The organism is Nonlabens sp. (genome assembly GCF_965660805.1).
Lineage (GTDB): Bacteria > Bacteroidota > Bacteroidia > Flavobacteriales > Flavobacteriaceae > Nonlabens.
This window is the reverse complement of sequence record NZ_CBFIBE010000025.1, coordinates 1-17,457: the sequence shown is the minus strand read 5'-3', so window position 1 is coordinate 17,457 and position 17,457 is coordinate 1. Positions and strand designations below refer to the sequence as shown.

The window sequence follows — 17,457 nt, the reverse complement described above, 5'->3', positions numbered from 1 at the left end:
GCTACACCAGTGGTTATTTAGCAGGTTATCAATTTATATAATGAGTTCTTTAATACTGATTTATGTTTCTAATGCCGTATTCTTAATTTGAATTATTTTTTGACTAGATGATAAAGAAAATTAAATCATAGCCTAAGCTACGGCTTCATTTTATTTTGAAATATAGGCGAAAAAGAAACGAATTATATGCGACATTAGGAACATAAATTGGTATAAAACCATTAGTAGATCATAAATTATGCTACACGACTTTATAATAAGTCAGAAACTACTTTACCTATTTATCATTTAACACCAAAGGAATAGATGATTATTTTCAGTGTTATTTTCTAGTAAGAATCATTCATGTACCTTTGATCACATTAATTGATATCCTATCATGCAACTCACCACACCTATTCCCTTACAGCCCTTAAAACCAGGGATAAACTATAACAGCTCCTTGGTATTTCTAGGCAGTTGTTTTACAGAAAACATAGGTTATAAGATGAGCTATTATGGATTTAAGACATGTGTAAATCCGTTTGGTATTATTTTCAATCCGCATAGCATGATGGTATTACTAGAGCGGTCTTTAAGCGGTCAACTTTTTAGTATGGAAGATGTGACGACTCACTTTTCCTATCTCGCACATTCAGATTTAAATGGATCTACAGAAGAAGATGTTTTAAAGAACCTAAATAACGCAGGAGAATTACTGGTAAGACAAGTTAAAAACGCTTCTCATATTTTTATCACGCTAGGAACAGCTTGGGTTTATGAACATTTAGAGCAAAAAATGATCGTTGCAAACTGTCATCAACAACCACAGGCATTATTTGAAAAGAAACTGCTATCTATCGATAAAATTACTACTGATCTACATAAGATTATTGAGTTGATTCATGAATCTAATGGGCAAGCTCAAGTGATTTTCACACTATCACCAGTACGTCACCTTAAGGATGGTTTTACTGAAAATCAACGTAGTAAATCTCGGCTTTTTGAATCTGTACAATCTTTAGTAGATCAAGGTAAGGTGAGTTATTTCTCTGCTTATGAAATTGTTATGGATGAATTGCGGGATTATAGATTCTATGGTCGTGACATGCTCCATCTTAATGAAACAGGAATTGAGTTGGTTTGGGAACGCTTCCGCAAAAGCGTGATCTCAAAGAGTATTTCCCCTACCATGCAAGCTGTTGAAAAATACAGAAAACTAGTCGCACATAAACCTACTGATGCGATAAAGCACAAAGAGCAAGTAACTAAGGCTGGAGCTACTCTGATTGAAAAATATCCTCAAATTACTTTATGAAAAACCTTAAAACCTTACTGCTAGGTGCTGTAATGATGCTCGCCATAGTTCTAGTTTATGACTACATAAAAAGTTACCGTACTGAGCAAACTAATCTTATCGCTCAAAGTGAACTCATAGAAAAAGAAGTGCGCAGTGTGAGTAAACTTATAGTTACTGAGCTCAGTTATGCAAAGGTCTATACCTATGAAAACACAAAGTCTTATGGTTGGGATTATTTCTCCAGCCAGAAAAAAGCTCTTGTGGTATCAAATGCCAAAGCGCAAGTCATTTATGATCTCAAAAATCTAGAATACACCATCCATAGTGAACGCAAAGAAATTCTATTTCCTAAATTACCTGAACCATCTATAAACATTAATCCTAACTTAAATTTTTATGAACTGGATAATGGAATTCTCAACACTTTTGAAGCAAAGGACTTCAATAGCATGAAAGAAAAAATCAGTAAAGACATAGAAATTCAGATCAGAAAAAGTGATATTCTCAAAAATGCTGATGATCGTTTACTTACTGAGTTAACCAGTATTTTTGCCTTGAGTAATTCTATGGGATGGACCGTTATTTATGACGGGAACTCTATAGAAAGTCCTGAAAAGTTCTTAGATTAATTTGCGTTAATCTTGTACTCCTCTGAGAGTTTATCGTACTCGTTTTGCAACAGCTGCCATCTCGTGTCAAAAATCTGTTTTTTAAGCGCACAGCTTTTTGCGTTTTTTTCTAGTGCCTTTTCAAATTCTGGAGCAGTAAGCTCTTTATTCATGTAAGCCTTTGTAATACTAGGACGTTCTTCTTTACAGGATTGATAATCATTATAAGCGGTGACATATTCTTTATATGTCGCACTGCTTCTTATGGTGTCTGTTGTAGTATCATTTTGTGTTTCTTGCTGTTTACATGATGCCACAGCAATAACTAGAAGAATTAAAAATAGCTTTTTCATGAGTATAAAATTTTGATTCAAATTTACGAGATGCCATTAAAATTTCAAACATTTAAAAAGTCCTTTTCAATTTTAATGACATTATAAACACAAATTAGTTTTATCTATCCACTAACTAAAAAGAATCTAACTATCTTTTTTTTTAAGGTCTACCTCTGCCCTTGCGGTTCTTATATTCTCTAAGCATTTTCCTGCGGAAATCCATTTCGGCCTTCATGAGTTTCAAGAATCTTTTTGCACCTATGATTTTTATGATATCTCCACTATTCTTTTCATAAGTAGATTCATGAATTTGATTTTCTAAATCGGTTATTTTTTTAATGTACAAGGTCGCATCTGTATCAGTAAGTGATTCAAATTTTGATTCCATTTCACGTATCAAGCTTTTTTTATTACGCTCTAGCTGCTGGCGTTTCTCTCTAAGTTCATTAAAAACTGGCCAGAATTTAGTGGCTTCATCTGGTGTTAATTCTAGTTGTTCTGTAATGTAAGCTACCGCAAGAGCGTGAATCTTTTCTTTATTCATGCGGCGTTCCTTATCTCTGTCACCATGTGGAGGCTGGGCTATTCCCAGCGCACTGATAAAAATTACTAGTAATAGGATGTATTTTTTCATTCTGTTATAATTTCGTTGAGTTCTAGTTCTTCCTGTAAATAGTTATAAAGCTCATCTGTCTCTATACTTTCTGTAAGATGGATGTTATCCAGTATATCATTACCTGCAAATAAAATTTCTACGGTAGCGTCATCATAAAGTGAAGCCTCATCAGTGAGATAAACTTCAATTTCTTCAGTTTCTAGACTGGCCATTTCTAGCGTTTCTTTTCCTGAGTTCAAACTAAGGATTACTGCCAGGACGGCTGCAATAGCAAGTACAGGATACAGAATAGATTTATAATGCACTCCGTTATGGAGTTTTACAACTTTAGTTTCTGTTACAGGAAGTAATTGTTGTTCCAGTGATTCAAAATAACCATCAGGCACTTGAAAACCGGCATCTTTACCTAACTTTTCTTCTAGTTTCCATTGCGTGATCATTTCTTCTTCAAAATTATTGAAAAAGTCTTGGGGCACTTGAAAGCCTAACTCCTTATTATGATGTTGCTCTTTTTTCATCTTCTGTTTTTAAGACTCTTAAATTCTTAAAAGGTTTAATAGGGTTTTTAATTATTTATGTTTTGGTAACGTTTCTTTTTGATTACGCTTTCGCGAAAGCGAAATTAAAAAAGCTGAGATGCACTATTTAAGCAACTGATCTTCCATAATCACGTCACTACTCATCACGTTTTAAAAATAGTTCAATTTTCTTTGCTGCAATGTGGTAACTGGATTTTACGGCTCCTTCACTCAGCTCTAACAACTCAGCTATATCTTTAAATTTAACCTCATCATAATAACGCATTTTAAAAATCTCAGATTGTCTTTTAGGTAATTGAGCCAGCGCCTTTTGCAGTGCCAGCTGGATTTCATCACCTGTAAAATAAACATCGGCTTGGAGTTGCTCTACGAGGTAAGATTGTAAGTCATCATCATTTATTTGGATTTGCCTTGCCTTTTTATTTAAAAAAGTCATGCTCTCATTATAAGCGATGCGGTATAACCATGAGGATAGTTTACTATCTCCTTTAAAGTTATGAATCCCTTTAAATACTTTTACAAATACGTTTTGTAACACATCATGAGCGTCATCATGATTGATGACCAGTTTTCTTATTTGCCAGTACAACTGCTGTTGAAACACCTGCAGCAACAAGCGATAGCCAGCCTCTCTAGTTTGAGGCAGCTGGATGAGTTTAAGAATTTCCTGGTCTTTATTTATAATCATAATCTATCAATAAGACTATGAATGAAAGGTAAGGTTTAATTTTAAGGCATAAAATTTTATCATCCTTTTCACGTTAACACATGGGAAATTATTTATATTCACTATTATATATTTTATAAATCATGGAACAAAATAACACTACTACCTATCAACCACTTATCGCCGTAGATGATGCTACTCGTGTGGCTTTTTATAAACGCACTTATGCTCACGTAGCACTTGCGGTTGCCTTATTTATTATTGTAGAGGTTATTTTCTTAAGAATTGAACCGCTTGTAGAGTTTGCTCTATCCATGACTCAAGACTGGCGCTGGCTCCTTATGTTAGGAGGTTTTATGCTGGCAACTAACTATGCTGAAAGTCTTGCTCATAAATCACATGATAGAACGCAACAATATCTAGCGCTGATCCTATTTGTCGTGGCCGAAGCTTTTATCTTCTTACCTTTAATATGGATCTCTATCGCTTACTCTGGTGGCAGCATAGATCTATTTTCTAATCCAGTAATCAATCAAGCGGCTGTTATGACACTAGCTTTATTTACAGGTCTGAGTGCTATTGTGTTATTTACAAAGAAAGACTTTAGCTTTTTGCGCAACATTATTATGATTGGTGGTTTTATAGCCCTAGGTTTAATTATTGCTGGAAGTCTTTTTGGGTTTAATTTAGGTCTTGTATTTAGCGGCGGAATGGTGATTCTTGCTTCGGGATCTATTTTATATCAAACCTCAAACCTCGTTCATAAATATAGTACTGACCAGCATGTAGGTGCATCACTAGGACTGTTTGCCTCATTAATGTTACTGTTCTGGTACTTACTAAGTATTTTTTCTAGAGATTAGATTCTCACCTTACATACTCGTTTTAAATCCAGATACACAATGGATGGCTCCTTATGCTTTTGCAGCAGTAGGAATAGGTTTTGTATTGTTTTTTGCGCATCTCATTTTGCGCAAACTACAGCTTAAAAATGATTTTGTGTGGAATAGACAACTATTTACTTATCGTAAATTACCTCAAGCTCAAAAACGTATTCTAGAAACATTTCCCTTTTATCAAAAGCTTTCTAAAAAATATCAACGACAATTTGAGCACCGCATGGCTGCTTTTATAAAAGATAAAGATTTCAAGCAAAGATATGAAAGTACTGTGATTGATGCTCAAATCGTTTATCCAGCTGCTGTGGCTATTCAGCTCAGCTTCGGTCGTGCTAATTACTTGTATAGCAAGGTGAATACGATCTTGTTTTTTGAACAAGCCTTTCAAAGCCCTACTAATGAGACGATGCATAAAGGTGAGTACAATCCCAGTGCAAAGGTACTTGCACTTTCTTGGGAAGATTTTTTAAGAGGTCTGGCCGTAGATGATGACAATTTACATCTAGGACTACACGAGTTCATGCACGTCATGCATTTTGAAAGCAAGCATAGTACTGATGTAGATTCGGCTCGATTTCATAAATATGAACAGAAGATCTTGCGCCACATCATGCAACCTGAGGTAAGAGAAAAACTCGATCACACTAAATACTTCAGGGAATATGCCTTTACAAATGAGTATGAATTCCTGTCTGTATTAACAGAATACTTTTTTGAATCTCCAGCAGATTTTAAATCTGGTTTTCCAGTACTGTTTGAGTATTTTAAGACGGCGCTGTTGTTTAGAGATGAGTGGGTTTTTGATTCTTAATACCTCGCCAAATCATTACGACCATTCCAAATCAAATAAAGTCCTAATACAAATGGAAAAGTATAAACTGCAACTATGTATTTGTTAAGAGTAACCACGTTATAAATAAAAGGCAAAACGCAACCAAAAAACAATAACACTATCCCAATCCAAATTTTAACCTTACCTGATTGATGAATACCTTTTAATTCTGTTAGCCTCATGGCTCTTTTATCCACACGCTTCATAATGTGATTCACATCATCTACATCCATCATTTGAGTTTTTAGCTTATTACGCACAGTACTGAAATCCATTGTTCCATCACTAATTTCTTTTGCGTAGTATTCTATTTGAGTTTTTAGGTCGGCCGTGCTAGGAATCATAAACAGAAATTTAATTAATGTACAAACTAGTAAAAATATTTTATCTAGCTCCATACAATCTAACAAATACCATTCAAAAAGATAATTTTAAATTAGAAAAATAACTCCTTCCCTTGAGGGAAGGCTGGGATGGGTGTTTTAGATAACGATTTTAAAAGAAAATAAAAACGAAACCTTTTCCCTAACCCTAACGAAAGGTTTCTAAATAAGAAACAAAAAAAATCCGCAATTCAAAAAAAAGAACTGCGGACTCTATACTAAAAGACTGAAGACTATGAACTAGTCTCTGATCAGTTTCTTGTAGCGTATTCTTTTAGGAGTGACATCACCTAATCGCTTGCGTTTATTTTCTTCATACTCTGTAAAACTACCTGCAAAAGAATAAATTTGAGAATCTCCTTCAAAGGCTATGATGTGTGTACAGACTCTATCTAAGAACCACCTGTCGTGAGAGATAATTACTGCACAACCTGCAAAGTTATCAAGTCCTTCTTCAAGTGCTCTTAATGTGTTTACATCTAGGTCGTTTGTAGGCTCATCGAGCAACAGAACGTTTCCTTCTTCTTTAAGCGTCATGGCCAGGTGCAAGCGGTTGCGCTCACCACCAGAAAGTGTAGATACCTTTTTATTTTGCTCAGAACCTGAAAAGTTAAATCTACTTAAGTAGGCTCTTGAATTCACCATTTTACCAGCCATCATAATCATGTCCTGACCATCAGAAAAGTTTTCCCAGATGGATTTATCGGGATCTATATCGCTATGAGTTTGATCTACATAAGCTAGTTTTACCGTTTCTCCTACAGTAAAAGAACCTTTATCAGGTTGCTCTTGCCCCATGATCATTTTAAAAATGGTGGTTTTACCAGCTCCGTTAGGACCTATGATCCCTACGATACCGTTTTGTGGTAGTACAAAGTTCAAGTCCTCATAAAGCAGCTTATCGCCAAAGGCTTTACTCACACCACTCGCTTCAATCACATTAGTTCCTAGACGTGGACCGTTAGGAATGTAAATTTCTAGTTTTTCTTCTTTTTGTTTTTGATCTTCGTTTAATAACTTATCATAGTTATTCAAACGCGCTTTTTGTTTAGTCTGGCGACCTTTAGCTCCTTGACGTACCCAGTCTAGCTCGCGCTGTAGCGTTTTTTGTCTTTTGGATTCGGTCTTTTCTTCTTTTCTAAGTCGATCTCCTTTTTGTTCTAACCAGCTCGAGTAATTTCCTTTCCATGGAATTCCTTCTCCACGATCCAGTTCTAGAATCCATCCAGCCACATTATCTAAGAAATACCTATCGTGTGTTACTGCGATTACGGTTCCTTTATACTGCGCAAGGTGCTGTTCTAACCATAATACAGATTCTGCATCAAGGTGGTTAGTGGGCTCATCGAGTAATAAAATCTCTGGTTGCTGCAATAATAAACGGCATAGTGCTACACGACGTTTTTCTCCACCAGATAGGTTCTTAATACTAGCATCTCCAGGTGGAGTGCGCAAGGCATCCATCGCTATTTCTAGTTTGGTATCTAGTTCCCAAGCATTAGTAGCATCTATTTTATCCTGTAATTCTGCCTGACGGTTCATGAGTTTTTCCATCTTATCAGCATCAGAATAGACTTCTTCTAGGCCAAAATCATCGTTAATTTTATTATACTCATCAAGTATGGCAACCGTTTCAGCCACACCTTCTCGCACTATTTCCATGACCGTTTTAGTCTCATCTAGTTCTGGTTCTTGTTCTAGGTAACCTACATTATAACCAGGTAAAAAATGAATATCACCTTGATAGTTTTTCTCGATCCCGGCAATAATCTTCATTAAGGTAGATTTACCAGAACCGTTGAGTCCTAGGATCCCTATTTTTGCACCATAGAAAAAACTCAGGTGAATATTTTTAAGAACTTGTTTTCCAGTACTTTGATAGGTCTTTGAAAGACCTGACATGGAAAAAATCACTTGTTTATCATCGCTCATAATTGCGCTGTTTTTTGTCGTATTAATGTATGTAATTGTTCTAGAGATTTTTGTTGAAAACGCTTTCGCGAAAGCGTAACTTCATCCATTCCCTGTACTTTAAAATTTAATCCTTTTTCAGTAAAAGAGTATTGTTCTAAGTCTTTAAATTGAAACCCAAAAGTTTTATGACCTAATAATTTTGCAGTTAGACCGGTGTTTGTAAATTTAATAGTGTTGCGCTTTCTAATGTTTTTTATTTGAGGAATACCCAACAGCATGATCCCTATAAAAGCCGGGATAACATAGTAGAGTTGAACCTCATTTACAACAATTAAAACTCCAAAAACGAAACATAAAACACTACCTAGCGCCGTGGGAAGAACGTTTTTAAGTGTTGTGAGGTCTTCAAACTGGATTTCTTCTTTCACTTAAACACGGCCTTTCAATGCGTTAAAAACCCAAGCAATAGCAAAAAACCCTACTCCTACAGACGCAAATCCATAACCAGCCACTTCATTATACCTAAAAGCTCCGAGCGCAATTAAGCCTAGACCTATAATTATCATTATAAGCGTAGCCCAACCTAATACACCATTTTTATTCATTGCCATATTTAGTCTTTTAAGGTGTCAAAGATAAGAAGGAACATTTTATAAACGAGAACCTATTCAAATAGAATAGAACAAGAACCATTTCAACGAGTAATTTCTAAACGACAAACACTGATAAATAAATCACAAAATAAATTTAATGAATTAAAAAATGCTTAAAAAATATTAACTTTATCTAAAATCAATGCTGTACATAGATTTTAAATAAAAACCCTACAAAAAATATAATGTTTTGTAATAATTTATGTTATGAAGAGAAAACAAATACATTATTTGTTATGGTTAACTGCGCTAGTAATAAGTTTCAGTACTCAAGCTCAACTTATCACTACCTCTACCACTGCAACAGCAGACCAGCTGGTGAGACAATCACTGGATAATGACTGTGTGCAAATTTCTAACGTTACTTCACCCGCTAATGGTAGCGTTATTGGGTTAGGAAGTTTTGGTAGCTTTACTCAGGCTAGTTCTAATTTCCCTTTTAATAATGGTTTCTTTTTAACTACTGGTAACGCACTATCAGCAGGAAATAACGTAATCGCTCCAGATCTTAATGAAGGTAATTCCTCCTGGACTGGCGATATAGATTTAGAAAATGCTCTAGGGATAACAAACACGTTAAATGCTACGGTCATAGAATTTGACCTAGTGAGTGTTACTGATGTGATTAGTTTCAACTACCTCATGGCGAGTGAAGAATACCAACTCGATTTTCCATGTAATGTAGCAGACGGTTTTGCACTTCTTATAAGACCTACAGGAAGCACTGCACCTTATCAAAATATGGCAGTTATCCCAGGAACAAGCACACCTGTAGGAATAGATACAGTGCATCCCGAGGTTGTGGGACAGTGTCCCGAGGAGAATATTGCCTTTTTTGGTGGGATTCAAGTAGGAGATACAAATTATGAAGGAAGAACAGTTCCATTTACGGCCACGGCAGCAGTAATTCCTAACCAGTCATACCATCTAAAAATGGTAGTAGCAGATCAGTTTGATTTCCGCTATGATACCGCTGTTTTTATAGAAAGTGGTAGTTTACTGGCTGAGGTTGATTTAGGACCAGACCTTGTGGTATGTACCGATGCTAGTCTTGATGCTGACGTGGGAAACCCACTAGCTACTTATGAATGGTTTAATAATGGTTCACCTATTACAGGAGAAACTTCTAGCACCCTTTTTGTAGATTCTACTGGAACTTACACGGTAGAAGTGACTATTCCTAGCACTGGACCTAATTGTGTGATTACTGATGATGTACTGGTTACAATAGACCCTAATCAGATTAACTTAGTCCTCACGGACTTAGTCCTATGTGATGATATGAGTAATGATGGGTTTGAAACGTTTGATCTCAATACTCGCGGTAACGAAATTGTAAACAACCTACCTTCAGCAAACTACAACTTTAACTTTTATGAAAATATAACTGACGCGCAAAATGAAACAAATCCTATCGCTGCTTCTTTTACAAATACTGTAAATCCACAAACCGTTTTTATAAGAATTAACAACTTAGATTCTGGATGTCAAGGAATTGCGCCTTTTGACCTTGTCGTAAACCCTATACCAGATGCGATAGATTTTAACTTCACTTTATGTGCTACAGGAACCAGTGGAGCTGGAGAGTTAGACCTTAACACGCTAAACAGTCAGGTAACTTCAAGTACTGGAAATAGCATCTCTTATCACTCAAATAATACTGACGCTACTGCAAACCTAAATCCATTGGTTTCTCCATACACGACAGTTGCAAATCCAGATGTTATTATTGCTAGAATTACTGACCCTGCGACTGGTTGTTTTGGAACCAGTGAAGTTACTGTAAACATTACTAATCCACCAGTATTAAGTTCTAGTCTTGAACTAATAGATGCTTGCGACGCAGATGGTGATGGTTTTGCGACCTTTGACATTACCAGTGTAGCGTCTGAGTTCACAACAGGACTCTCTAATTTCACCGTGACGTACCATCTAAGCGCCATAGATGCAGATACAGGAATGAATCCTATCCTTAACCCTTCAGCATTTAACAACACCACAATCAGAATACAAAATGTATATATCAGAGTGGTAGATAATAATACAGGTTGTGCCAGCACAGGAACGATTAGGTTATACTCTAATTACCTACTAGAAGCTACTAATATTCAAGATTTTTCATTTTGCGATGATGCTTCAAGCGATGGAATAGAGGCATTTGACCTTATGGTCATGGAAGCGAGTATTGTTAATGGGCTACAAATGGTTACTGTAGAGTTCTATGATACCATGGCAGACCAGCAAGCAGACCTGAATCGCCTGGATAAAACGGTAGGCTATTTGAACACTTCAAACCCGCAAACTTTATGGATAAGAGTGATAAGTCCTACCTGTGTAGAGTTTGCTGAAATCGAAATAGAAGTATTTCCATATTTTGAATCTGATCCAGTTCCTAATCAGACCTACTGCGATGAAGATCAAGATTTAATTACCACCATTAATTTATCTGAATTTGACGCTGCCGTAAGAGGTGTATTTCCATCTGCATTTCCAGTAAGATACTACTTAACTCAACAAGACGCAGAAGATGATATCGCAGCGATTTCTTCATTTACAAATAGCGCCAGCCCATTTACTATTTTTGCATCATTAACAAATCTGAATGGTTGCTCTGATATACACCCGTTACAAATCACTATTTTACCAGCACCAGTAGCCACTGACCCATCTCCTTTTGTCATTTGTGATGATGACCAAGATGGATTTTTCTTAATAGATCTCACCAGTAAAGAAAATGAAATCACAATAGATGCAAACCGCACAATTAGTTATTATAACAGTGCTATAGATGCTAATTCTGGAAGTAATGCTATAACAAACGTGACAGCATATAATGCGCAAACAGAATCTGTTTTTGTTAGGGTAATCGATGATCTAAACGGCTGCCCTACTATAGTTGAACAAGAAATAATAGTAAACACCTTACCGATTTTCCCTTCGATTTCAGTCTTTAATCTATGTGAATCAGATGGTGATAATACAGAGTTATTTCTTTTTAACACTAAAGATGCTGAAATCTTAAATGGACAGACTGGCAAAGTCGTATCTTATTTTCTTAACGCAAGTGATGCCATAGCAAATTTAAATCCTATAGATAAGAACAGCGGTTTTGCAAATACCTCAACACCACAAACCATACACGTGCGTGTAGAAAATATTACAGACTCTTCTTGCTATGACACAAGCTCTTTTACCATAGAAGTGAATCAATTACCTACTTATAATAACCCAAGTGATATTACGGTTTGTGATGATAATAATGATGGTACATACACCTTTGATCTGCTACCTATTGAAAATGAAATTTCAAATGGAGTATCTAACAACTTAACTATTTCTTTTTTCCTCAACACCTCAGATGCCGATGCTAATATCAACCCTATAGCGACCACTTTCACAAATACTTCAAACCCACAAACTATTGTCGCCAGAATAGAAAACGACGTATTATGTTATGAATTAGAAGATATTGAACTTAATGTGGCAGATGCACCGCTAGTAAGTGTGGTTAACCCATCTATTGAATGTGATGATGATTTTGATGGAATAACTACATTTGATTTAAGCTTTCGCGAAAGCGAGATTGTAGGAACCCGACCGTTCAACTCTATCATAACATGGTATACTGATTTTACTGAAGCTGAAGCTGGAGTAAACCCTATTCCTGATAAAACGAACTTTACAAATATATCAAATCCACAAACGGTATACATGAGATTATTCAATACCGTTTCAGGCTGCTATGCTATTGCACCATTGAGTCTCGATGTTGAATTACCACCTGTTTTTACTCCAGTAACAACATTTAGATTTTGTGATAATCCTTCCATGGAAGTTGATTTAAATGAGGTGACACCAAGTTTTATCGATCCGTTGCCAGCAAATAATACGGTTACATACTACGATAATGTCGCCGATGCTGCCGCAGCAATAAACCCATTAACCACTCCATATAATTATACCGCAAACACGACAACTATTTTTACCCGTATAGAAAATACTACGACGGGTTGTTTCTTTGTAACAGATTTTAATCTAATAATTCAGCCTAATCCTATTTTACCAGCTGCAGGAAGTTATGATCTAGAGCTTTGTGATGATAACTATGACGGTCTTTTAATAGTGGATGTATTTACAAATGACAGTGCGGCTTTGGGCTCCTTAAACCCAGTAGATCATACAGTTCAATATTTCTTTTCTCAACAAGATGCTGAGAATAGAACTAACGAGATTACAGGAAATATAACTGCTGTAAATGGCACAGAGATTTTTACAGTAGTCACTGAAACTATTTTAGGTTGCACCAGTATAGGACAGTTTAATATCATCATTAATGAGTTACCTGTTTCACCTACTGCCGCTAACTATGTAATTTGTGACAACTTCATCACTGCCGATGCCGATACTGGAGCAGCAGGAGAAACCTATTTATGGTCTACTGGAGAAACGACTTCTTCAATTGACATTACCACTCCAGGAAACTATGAGGTGGTGATCACCAGTGCACAAGGATGCTCCTCACCTGCTACGCGCTTTTTAGTAACACAATCCAGCAGTGCCATGATCGACTTTGTGCTTAAAGTTGACTTTGGTAACCCTAATTCTATCACTGTTGAAGTAAGTGGAGATGGAGATTATCTTTATGTACTCGATAATGGTGAACCACAACGTAGCAATGTATTCCTTGACGTAACAAAAGGTTATCACGATGTGGTTGTGATAGATATAAATGGCTGTGACCCTACTCCACCACAACGCGTTTTAATTATTGATTATCCTAGATTTTTCACTCCTAACTCAGATAACTTTAATGATTTCTGGCAGGTAGATGATATAGAGACTTATGATGAGGCTGTTTTTTACATTTTTGATCGCCATGGAAAACTACTCAAAACATTTGGTAAAGATTCACAAGGTTGGGATGGAACTTATAATGGAAACCCCATGCCATCTTCAGACTACTGGTTCTTACTAGAAATAAAAGACTCCAGAGGTGATTTTAATGTAAGAGGTCATTTTAGTTTGAAAAGGTAAGGTAGGTTTAAGTTTAAGTCTAAATCTAAGTTTAGGTTTAGGTTTAAAATTATTACGCACGCTGCGTCGAATGCCTCAATGCTCTTACATTTTCATACAAACTGTGGACTGTGGACTTATACCAATTTATGTTTCTAATGCCGTATTCTTAATTTGAATTATTTTTTGACTAGATGATAAAGAAAATTAAAGCATAGCCTAAGCTACGGTTTCATTTTATTTTGAAATATAGGCAAAAAAGAAACGAATTATATGCGACATTAGGAATGTAAATTGGTATTAAAGACTGAGCACTAATCACCAGCAAGCTTATGCAACTTCTTAGTACCGCGATACATTTCATACTTCACAAACTTAGCCTCTAGTTTACCATTAAACATTTTAATCTTGCGTGATGGTCTCAATCCTACGTATTTAAGTGCCTCAAGATTACCTGTAATGATCCATGCAGTAGAACCAGAATAACGTTGTTTTAAGGTATCACCTATGGATTTATAAAACTCTTGAGTATCGATTGCAATACGTTCATCATACGGCGGATTAAACATTAAAAATGCCTGAGCGCTTTGATGATCTCTAAAGAAATCGCCTTTCTCTATTTTTATAAACTCTTGAAGATTTGCGTTTTGAATATTTTCCTTTGCCTTTTCTAGCGTATAGCCGTCGGCATCGCGGGCTATGATGGGACCTTCAAACTCACGCATTTTCTTTAAACAGCTTTCTTGAATGGCTTCAAAAAGAGCATTATCATAATTAGGCCACTTCTCAAAACCAAATTCTGGTCTGTTCAGATTAGGAGCAATATTTGCCGCAATCATGGCTGCTTCTATCGCTATGGTACCACTACCGCACATAGGATCTATGAACTGTGATCGTTGATCCCAGTCGCTCAGTAAAATTAATCCTGCGGCAAGCACTTCATTAATAGGTGCTATGTTAGTTCCCTGACGGTAACCACGTTTAAAAAGTGGCTCACCACTAGAATCTATAGAAACATCTACCGTTTGATCATTAATGTGTACAGACACTCGCAGGTCTGGATGGCGTTTATCTACATCTGGTCGGCGACCTGTGTTATTGCGTATTTGATCTACGATCGCATCTTTAGTTTTCAAGGCCACATACTGGCTGTGATTAAAATATTGAGACGCTACCGTACCGTGAACCGCAAGTGTATCGTGTGCGGTGAGGTATTGCGACCAGTCCATTTGATAAATACCATCATAAAGATCTACCTCATTACGCGCTCTGAAAGAATGTATGGGCACTAGAATTCTAATAGCCGTGCGCAACATCATGTTTGCCTTATACATAAACCCTAGATCACCTTCAAAACTCACCATGCGCACACCAGGCTTGATATGCATAGCTCCTAACTGGCGCAGCTCTTTTTCAAGGACTTCTTCTAGGCCAAAAAGAGTTTTGGCAATCATCTTAAAATTTTGGGACATTCTTCACAGATTTAAGGCACAAAATTAAGCTATTTTTGCGGTCTATGAGCACTACATCACAAACAGATCACTGGTACGCAAGCTGGTTTGACACACCATATTATCATATTCTTTATCGCGATAGAGATTATCAAGAAGCTGGAGCATTTATGCGCCGCCTCACACAGCGCCTCGAGCTTTCCACTAGCTCACACATCATGGATTTAGCCTGTGGTCGTGGCAGGCACAGCATGTACCTCAACCGTTTAGGCTATAAGGTTACTGGTGTGGACTTAAGTCCTTCTAGTATCGCTTTCGCGAAAGCGCAATTAAAAAACAACACTACTTCCACATCTACCATTGAGAATGACACTACTTTACTGCCGCTAGACGCCAGCCGCATTAACTTTAAAGTTCATAACATGACTGTGCCTTATGATGGTACATTTGATGCTGTTTTTAATCTCTTTACAAGTTTTGGGTACTTTGATGATGTGGCAAATAATGTGAACACCATTAAAGCTATTCATGCCAACTTAAAAACCGGTGGCTATGGTGTGATCGATTTTATGAATGCTCCTCAAGTGGTGAAAAATCTAGTACCTTTTAATGAAAAAATAGAAGAAGGAATTACTTTTAAACAATGGCGCCGTTATGAAAAAGGTCATATCTATAAGGATATAAAATTCACTGATCAAGATCGTGATTACCATTTCACAGAACGAGTAAGCGCGCTAGAATTAAGCGATTTTACAGATTATTTTAAGCAAGCCGGACTAGAACTCGTGGATCTTTATGGAGATTATCACCTCCATGAGTATGATGTTGCAAGAAGTGACCGCTTGATTATGATCGTAAGGAAATAGTGAAATCGAACCTGAACTTGAACTTATAATTTAAAAAAACAAAGCTTAGGTAGTTCATAAATATTATTTTTACCTCTTATTAATAAACTAACTTGAATTTACTTCTTCCATTTATAGCGGTACTATTAGGTGCAACCGCATCATGGCTCCTTAAAAAACCTAGTGCGGTACGCATGAAATTGCTACTCGCATTTTCTGGTGCATTTTTACTGAGCAGCGTTGCTTCTCATTTTTTACCTGAAATATATGAAAGCGGCGATCATGATATGGGCATCTATCTTATTGCTGGGGTTTTTATTCAAATTATTTTAGAATTTTTCTCAAAAGGTGCTGAACATGGTCATTTACATGTTCATAAAGAAGTAAAGGAATTTCCTTATTTACTTTTTGGCAGTTTGTGCTTGCATGCCTTTCTAGAAGGTATGCCATTACAGGAGCATGGCGGCATGGTGTATGGTATCGCTATTCATAAAATTCCTATAGCTTTTATTTTTGCCAGTTTTTTATGGAATAATGATATTGCAAAATGGAAATCTGTATTGATTTTAATGTTTTTTGCAGCTATGTCTCCGCTAGGTAGTTTACTGGCTGGTGAGCTCGCGTTTTTTGAAACCTACATGACACCTATTAAAGCTATAGTTGCCGGTGTGGTACTTCATGTCTCTACCACACTCATTCTAGAGTCCAGTGAAGCACATAAATTTAACCTTGCTAAGGTTATGGTGATGTTGATGGGTGCTGTTTTGGGGTTTTTGGTTTAGACAACCACCTCAACCACCATCAAATAATGACTGATACTGCCGCCTAATACAAATAGATGCCAGATCACATGATTGAAGTACAATTTGTTCCAAGCATAAAAAATAATTCCTACGGTAAAGAACACGCCACCAGCGGCGAGCCAAAAAATCATAATATCACTGAACAAGGTTTGCACGCTCTCTATATCTAAAACGATCAACCATCCCATAGCGAGGTATAACAAAGATGAAAAGGCTTCGTACTTTCCTGTAAAAAACAATTTCCAGATAATTCCAAATACGGCAATTCCCCATACGGCATAAAGAATATTCCAACCATTACTATCGGGTAACATGAGCAAACACATAGGTGTGTAAGTTCCAGCAATGGAAATGTATATGGCGATGTGATCTAGCTTGCGCAATAGGTCCTTTCTAGATCCTACGGCAACCCAATGATAATAGGTAGAAGCACAATAGAGGAAGATTTGAGAAAAGGCATAAACGGCTATGGAGATACCTACATACTCTTTTTGAGTAGTAGCGCTTATTTGATACAAATATGATGCACCTATAACCGCAAGAATAAAACCAAATCCATGCGTAATGACATTCCACTTTTCCTCTAGTGGTGATTGCGCTTTAGCCATGCAGTGATTGGT

Annotated in this window: 17 protein-coding genes; 7 read left to right on the top strand and 10 right to left on the bottom strand. The window is 36.6% G+C overall.

Annotation, left to right across the window (positions count from 1 at the left end):
- The first annotated feature begins 379 nt into the window (after positions 1 to 379).
- Both ACTF48_RS07470 and ACTF48_RS07465 read left to right on the top strand, forming a co-directional pair.
- Positions 380 to 1,297: a GSCFA domain-containing protein gene (locus tag ACTF48_RS07470; protein WP_438962530.1), complete on the top strand. Its 918-nt coding sequence runs from the start codon at positions 380 to 382 to the stop codon at positions 1,295 to 1,297.
- Positions 1,294 to 1,908 (top strand): DUF4230 domain-containing protein, encoded by a 615-nt coding sequence (locus ACTF48_RS07465; protein ID WP_438962529.1) that lies wholly within the window; start codon positions 1,294 to 1,296, stop codon positions 1,906 to 1,908. The genes ACTF48_RS07470 and ACTF48_RS07465 overlap by 4 nt, the downstream gene beginning before the upstream one ends.
- Here ACTF48_RS07465 and ACTF48_RS07460 read toward each other — a convergent pair.
- The 4 genes from ACTF48_RS07460 to ACTF48_RS07445 all read right to left on the bottom strand — a co-directional run bounded on the left by ACTF48_RS07460 (position 1,905) and on the right by ACTF48_RS07445 (position 4,065).
- Positions 1,905 to 2,240, bottom strand: coding sequence for a hypothetical protein (locus ACTF48_RS07460; RefSeq protein ID WP_438962528.1), 336 nt, complete (start codon positions 2,238 to 2,240; stop codon positions 1,905 to 1,907). The two genes, ACTF48_RS07465 and ACTF48_RS07460, sit on opposite strands and share 4 nt — an antisense overlap.
- Positions 2,241 to 2,382: 142 nt before the next feature.
- Positions 2,383 to 2,856 (bottom strand): hypothetical protein, encoded by a 474-nt coding sequence (locus tag ACTF48_RS07455; RefSeq protein WP_438962527.1) that lies wholly within the window; start codon positions 2,854 to 2,856, stop codon positions 2,383 to 2,385.
- The gene (locus ACTF48_RS07450; RefSeq protein ID WP_438962526.1) at positions 2,853 to 3,356 is read right to left on the bottom strand and encodes a hypothetical protein; all 504 of its coding nucleotides are present in this window, start codon (positions 3,354 to 3,356) and stop codon (positions 2,853 to 2,855) included. The genes ACTF48_RS07455 and ACTF48_RS07450 overlap by 4 nt, the downstream gene beginning before the upstream one ends.
- Before the next feature lie 157 nt (positions 3,357 to 3,513).
- Complete coding sequence (locus tag ACTF48_RS07445) at positions 3,514 to 4,065, bottom strand: RNA polymerase sigma factor (protein WP_438962525.1); 552 nt, start codon at positions 4,063 to 4,065, stop codon at positions 3,514 to 3,516.
- 122 nt (positions 4,066 to 4,187) lie between these two features.
- Here ACTF48_RS07445 and ACTF48_RS07440 point away from each other — a divergent pair, with 122 nt between their 5' ends.
- Entirely contained in the window at positions 4,188 to 4,907 is a 720-nt protein-coding gene (locus ACTF48_RS07440) for a Bax inhibitor-1/YccA family protein (protein WP_438962524.1), read from the top strand.
- 43 nt (positions 4,908 to 4,950) lie between these two features.
- Positions 4,951 to 5,754, top strand: coding sequence for a zinc-dependent peptidase (locus ACTF48_RS07435; protein ID WP_438962523.1), 804 nt, complete (start codon positions 4,951 to 4,953; stop codon positions 5,752 to 5,754).
- On the opposite strand, the gene ACTF48_RS07430 is transcribed toward ACTF48_RS07435, so the two are convergent.
- The 4 genes from ACTF48_RS07430 to ACTF48_RS07415 form a co-directional block, all read right to left on the bottom strand.
- On the bottom strand, positions 5,751 to 6,119 hold the full coding sequence (locus ACTF48_RS07430) for a hypothetical protein (RefSeq protein ID WP_438962522.1): 369 nt from the start codon (positions 6,117 to 6,119) through the stop codon (positions 5,751 to 5,753). The genes ACTF48_RS07435 and ACTF48_RS07430 overlap by 4 nt on opposite strands.
- Before the next feature lie 279 nt (positions 6,120 to 6,398).
- Positions 6,399 to 8,090: an energy-dependent translational throttle protein EttA gene (gene ettA, locus ACTF48_RS07425; RefSeq protein ID WP_438962521.1), complete on the bottom strand. Its 1,692-nt coding sequence runs from the start codon at positions 8,088 to 8,090 to the stop codon at positions 6,399 to 6,401.
- Positions 8,087 to 8,500 carry a hypothetical protein gene (locus ACTF48_RS07420; RefSeq protein WP_438962520.1) on the bottom strand — a complete coding sequence of 138 codons (414 nt, stop codon included), beginning with the start codon at positions 8,498 to 8,500 and terminating at the stop codon, positions 8,087 to 8,089. Before ACTF48_RS07420 ends, ettA begins: the two co-directional genes overlap by 4 nt.
- On the bottom strand, positions 8,501 to 8,677 hold the full coding sequence (locus ACTF48_RS07415; protein WP_438962549.1) for a CAL67264 family membrane protein: 177 nt from the start codon (positions 8,675 to 8,677) through the stop codon (positions 8,501 to 8,503).
- Between the two features lie 255 nt (positions 8,678 to 8,932).
- Between ACTF48_RS07415 and ACTF48_RS07410 the strand changes: the two genes are divergently transcribed.
- Positions 8,933 to 13,759, top strand: a complete 4,827-nt coding sequence (locus ACTF48_RS07410; RefSeq protein WP_438962519.1) for a choice-of-anchor L domain-containing protein — start codon at positions 8,933 to 8,935, stop codon at positions 13,757 to 13,759.
- A gap of 293 nt (positions 13,760 to 14,052) precedes the next feature.
- Here ACTF48_RS07410 and ACTF48_RS07405 read toward each other — a convergent pair whose 3' ends face one another.
- Entirely contained in the window at positions 14,053 to 15,210 is a 1,158-nt protein-coding gene (locus ACTF48_RS07405) for a THUMP domain-containing class I SAM-dependent RNA methyltransferase (RefSeq protein ID WP_438962518.1), read from the bottom strand.
- Between the two features lie 44 nt (positions 15,211 to 15,254).
- Between ACTF48_RS07405 and ACTF48_RS07400 the strand changes: the two genes are divergently transcribed.
- On the top strand, positions 15,255 to 16,055 hold the full coding sequence (locus tag ACTF48_RS07400) for a class I SAM-dependent methyltransferase (RefSeq protein ID WP_438962517.1): 801 nt from the start codon (positions 15,255 to 15,257) through the stop codon (positions 16,053 to 16,055).
- Positions 16,056 to 16,147: 92 nt separating this feature from the next.
- Positions 16,148 to 16,816, top strand: coding sequence for a ZIP family metal transporter (locus ACTF48_RS07395; RefSeq protein WP_438962516.1), 669 nt, complete (start codon positions 16,148 to 16,150; stop codon positions 16,814 to 16,816).
- Here ACTF48_RS07395 and trhA read toward each other — a convergent pair.
- On the bottom strand, positions 16,813 to 17,457 hold a 645-nt coding region (trhA, locus tag ACTF48_RS07390; RefSeq protein WP_438962515.1), incomplete at its 5' end, for a PAQR family membrane homeostasis protein TrhA. The genes ACTF48_RS07395 and trhA overlap by 4 nt on opposite strands.

Excerpts from the sequence above, each read along its gene's own strand:
- ACTF48_RS07470 (WP_438962530.1), top strand. The coding sequence starts at position 380 with ATGCAACTCACCACACCTATTCCCTTACAGCCCTTAAAACCAGGGATA.
- ACTF48_RS07465 (WP_438962529.1), top strand. The coding sequence starts at position 1,294 with ATGAAAAACCTTAAAACCTTACTGCTAGGTGCTGTAATGATGCTCGCC.
- ACTF48_RS07460 (WP_438962528.1), bottom strand. The coding sequence starts at position 2,240 with ATGAAAAAGCTATTTTTAATTCTTCTAGTTATTGCTGTGGCATCATGT.
- ACTF48_RS07455 (WP_438962527.1), bottom strand. The coding sequence starts at position 2,856 with ATGAAAAAATACATCCTATTACTAGTAATTTTTATCAGTGCGCTGGGA.
- ACTF48_RS07450 (WP_438962526.1), bottom strand. The coding sequence starts at position 3,356 with ATGAAAAAAGAGCAACATCATAATAAGGAGTTAGGCTTTCAAGTGCCC.
- ACTF48_RS07445 (WP_438962525.1), bottom strand. The coding sequence starts at position 4,065 with ATGATTATAAATAAAGACCAGGAAATTCTTAAACTCATCCAGCTGCCT.
- ACTF48_RS07440 (WP_438962524.1), top strand. The coding sequence starts at position 4,188 with ATGGAACAAAATAACACTACTACCTATCAACCACTTATCGCCGTAGAT.
- ACTF48_RS07435 (WP_438962523.1), top strand. The coding sequence starts at position 4,951 with ATGGCTCCTTATGCTTTTGCAGCAGTAGGAATAGGTTTTGTATTGTTT.
- ACTF48_RS07430 (WP_438962522.1), bottom strand. The coding sequence starts at position 6,119 with ATGATTCCTAGCACGGCCGACCTAAAAACTCAAATAGAATACTACGCA.
- ettA (WP_438962521.1), bottom strand. The coding sequence starts at position 8,090 with ATGAGCGATGATAAACAAGTGATTTTTTCCATGTCAGGTCTTTCAAAG.
- ACTF48_RS07415 (WP_438962549.1), bottom strand. The coding sequence starts at position 8,677 with ATGAATAAAAATGGTGTATTAGGTTGGGCTACGCTTATAATGATAATT.
- ACTF48_RS07410 (WP_438962519.1), top strand. The coding sequence starts at position 8,933 with ATGAAGAGAAAACAAATACATTATTTGTTATGGTTAACTGCGCTAGTA.
- ACTF48_RS07405 (WP_438962518.1), bottom strand. The coding sequence starts at position 15,210 with ATGTCCCAAAATTTTAAGATGATTGCCAAAACTCTTTTTGGCCTAGAA.
- ACTF48_RS07400 (WP_438962517.1), top strand. The coding sequence starts at position 15,255 with ATGAGCACTACATCACAAACAGATCACTGGTACGCAAGCTGGTTTGAC.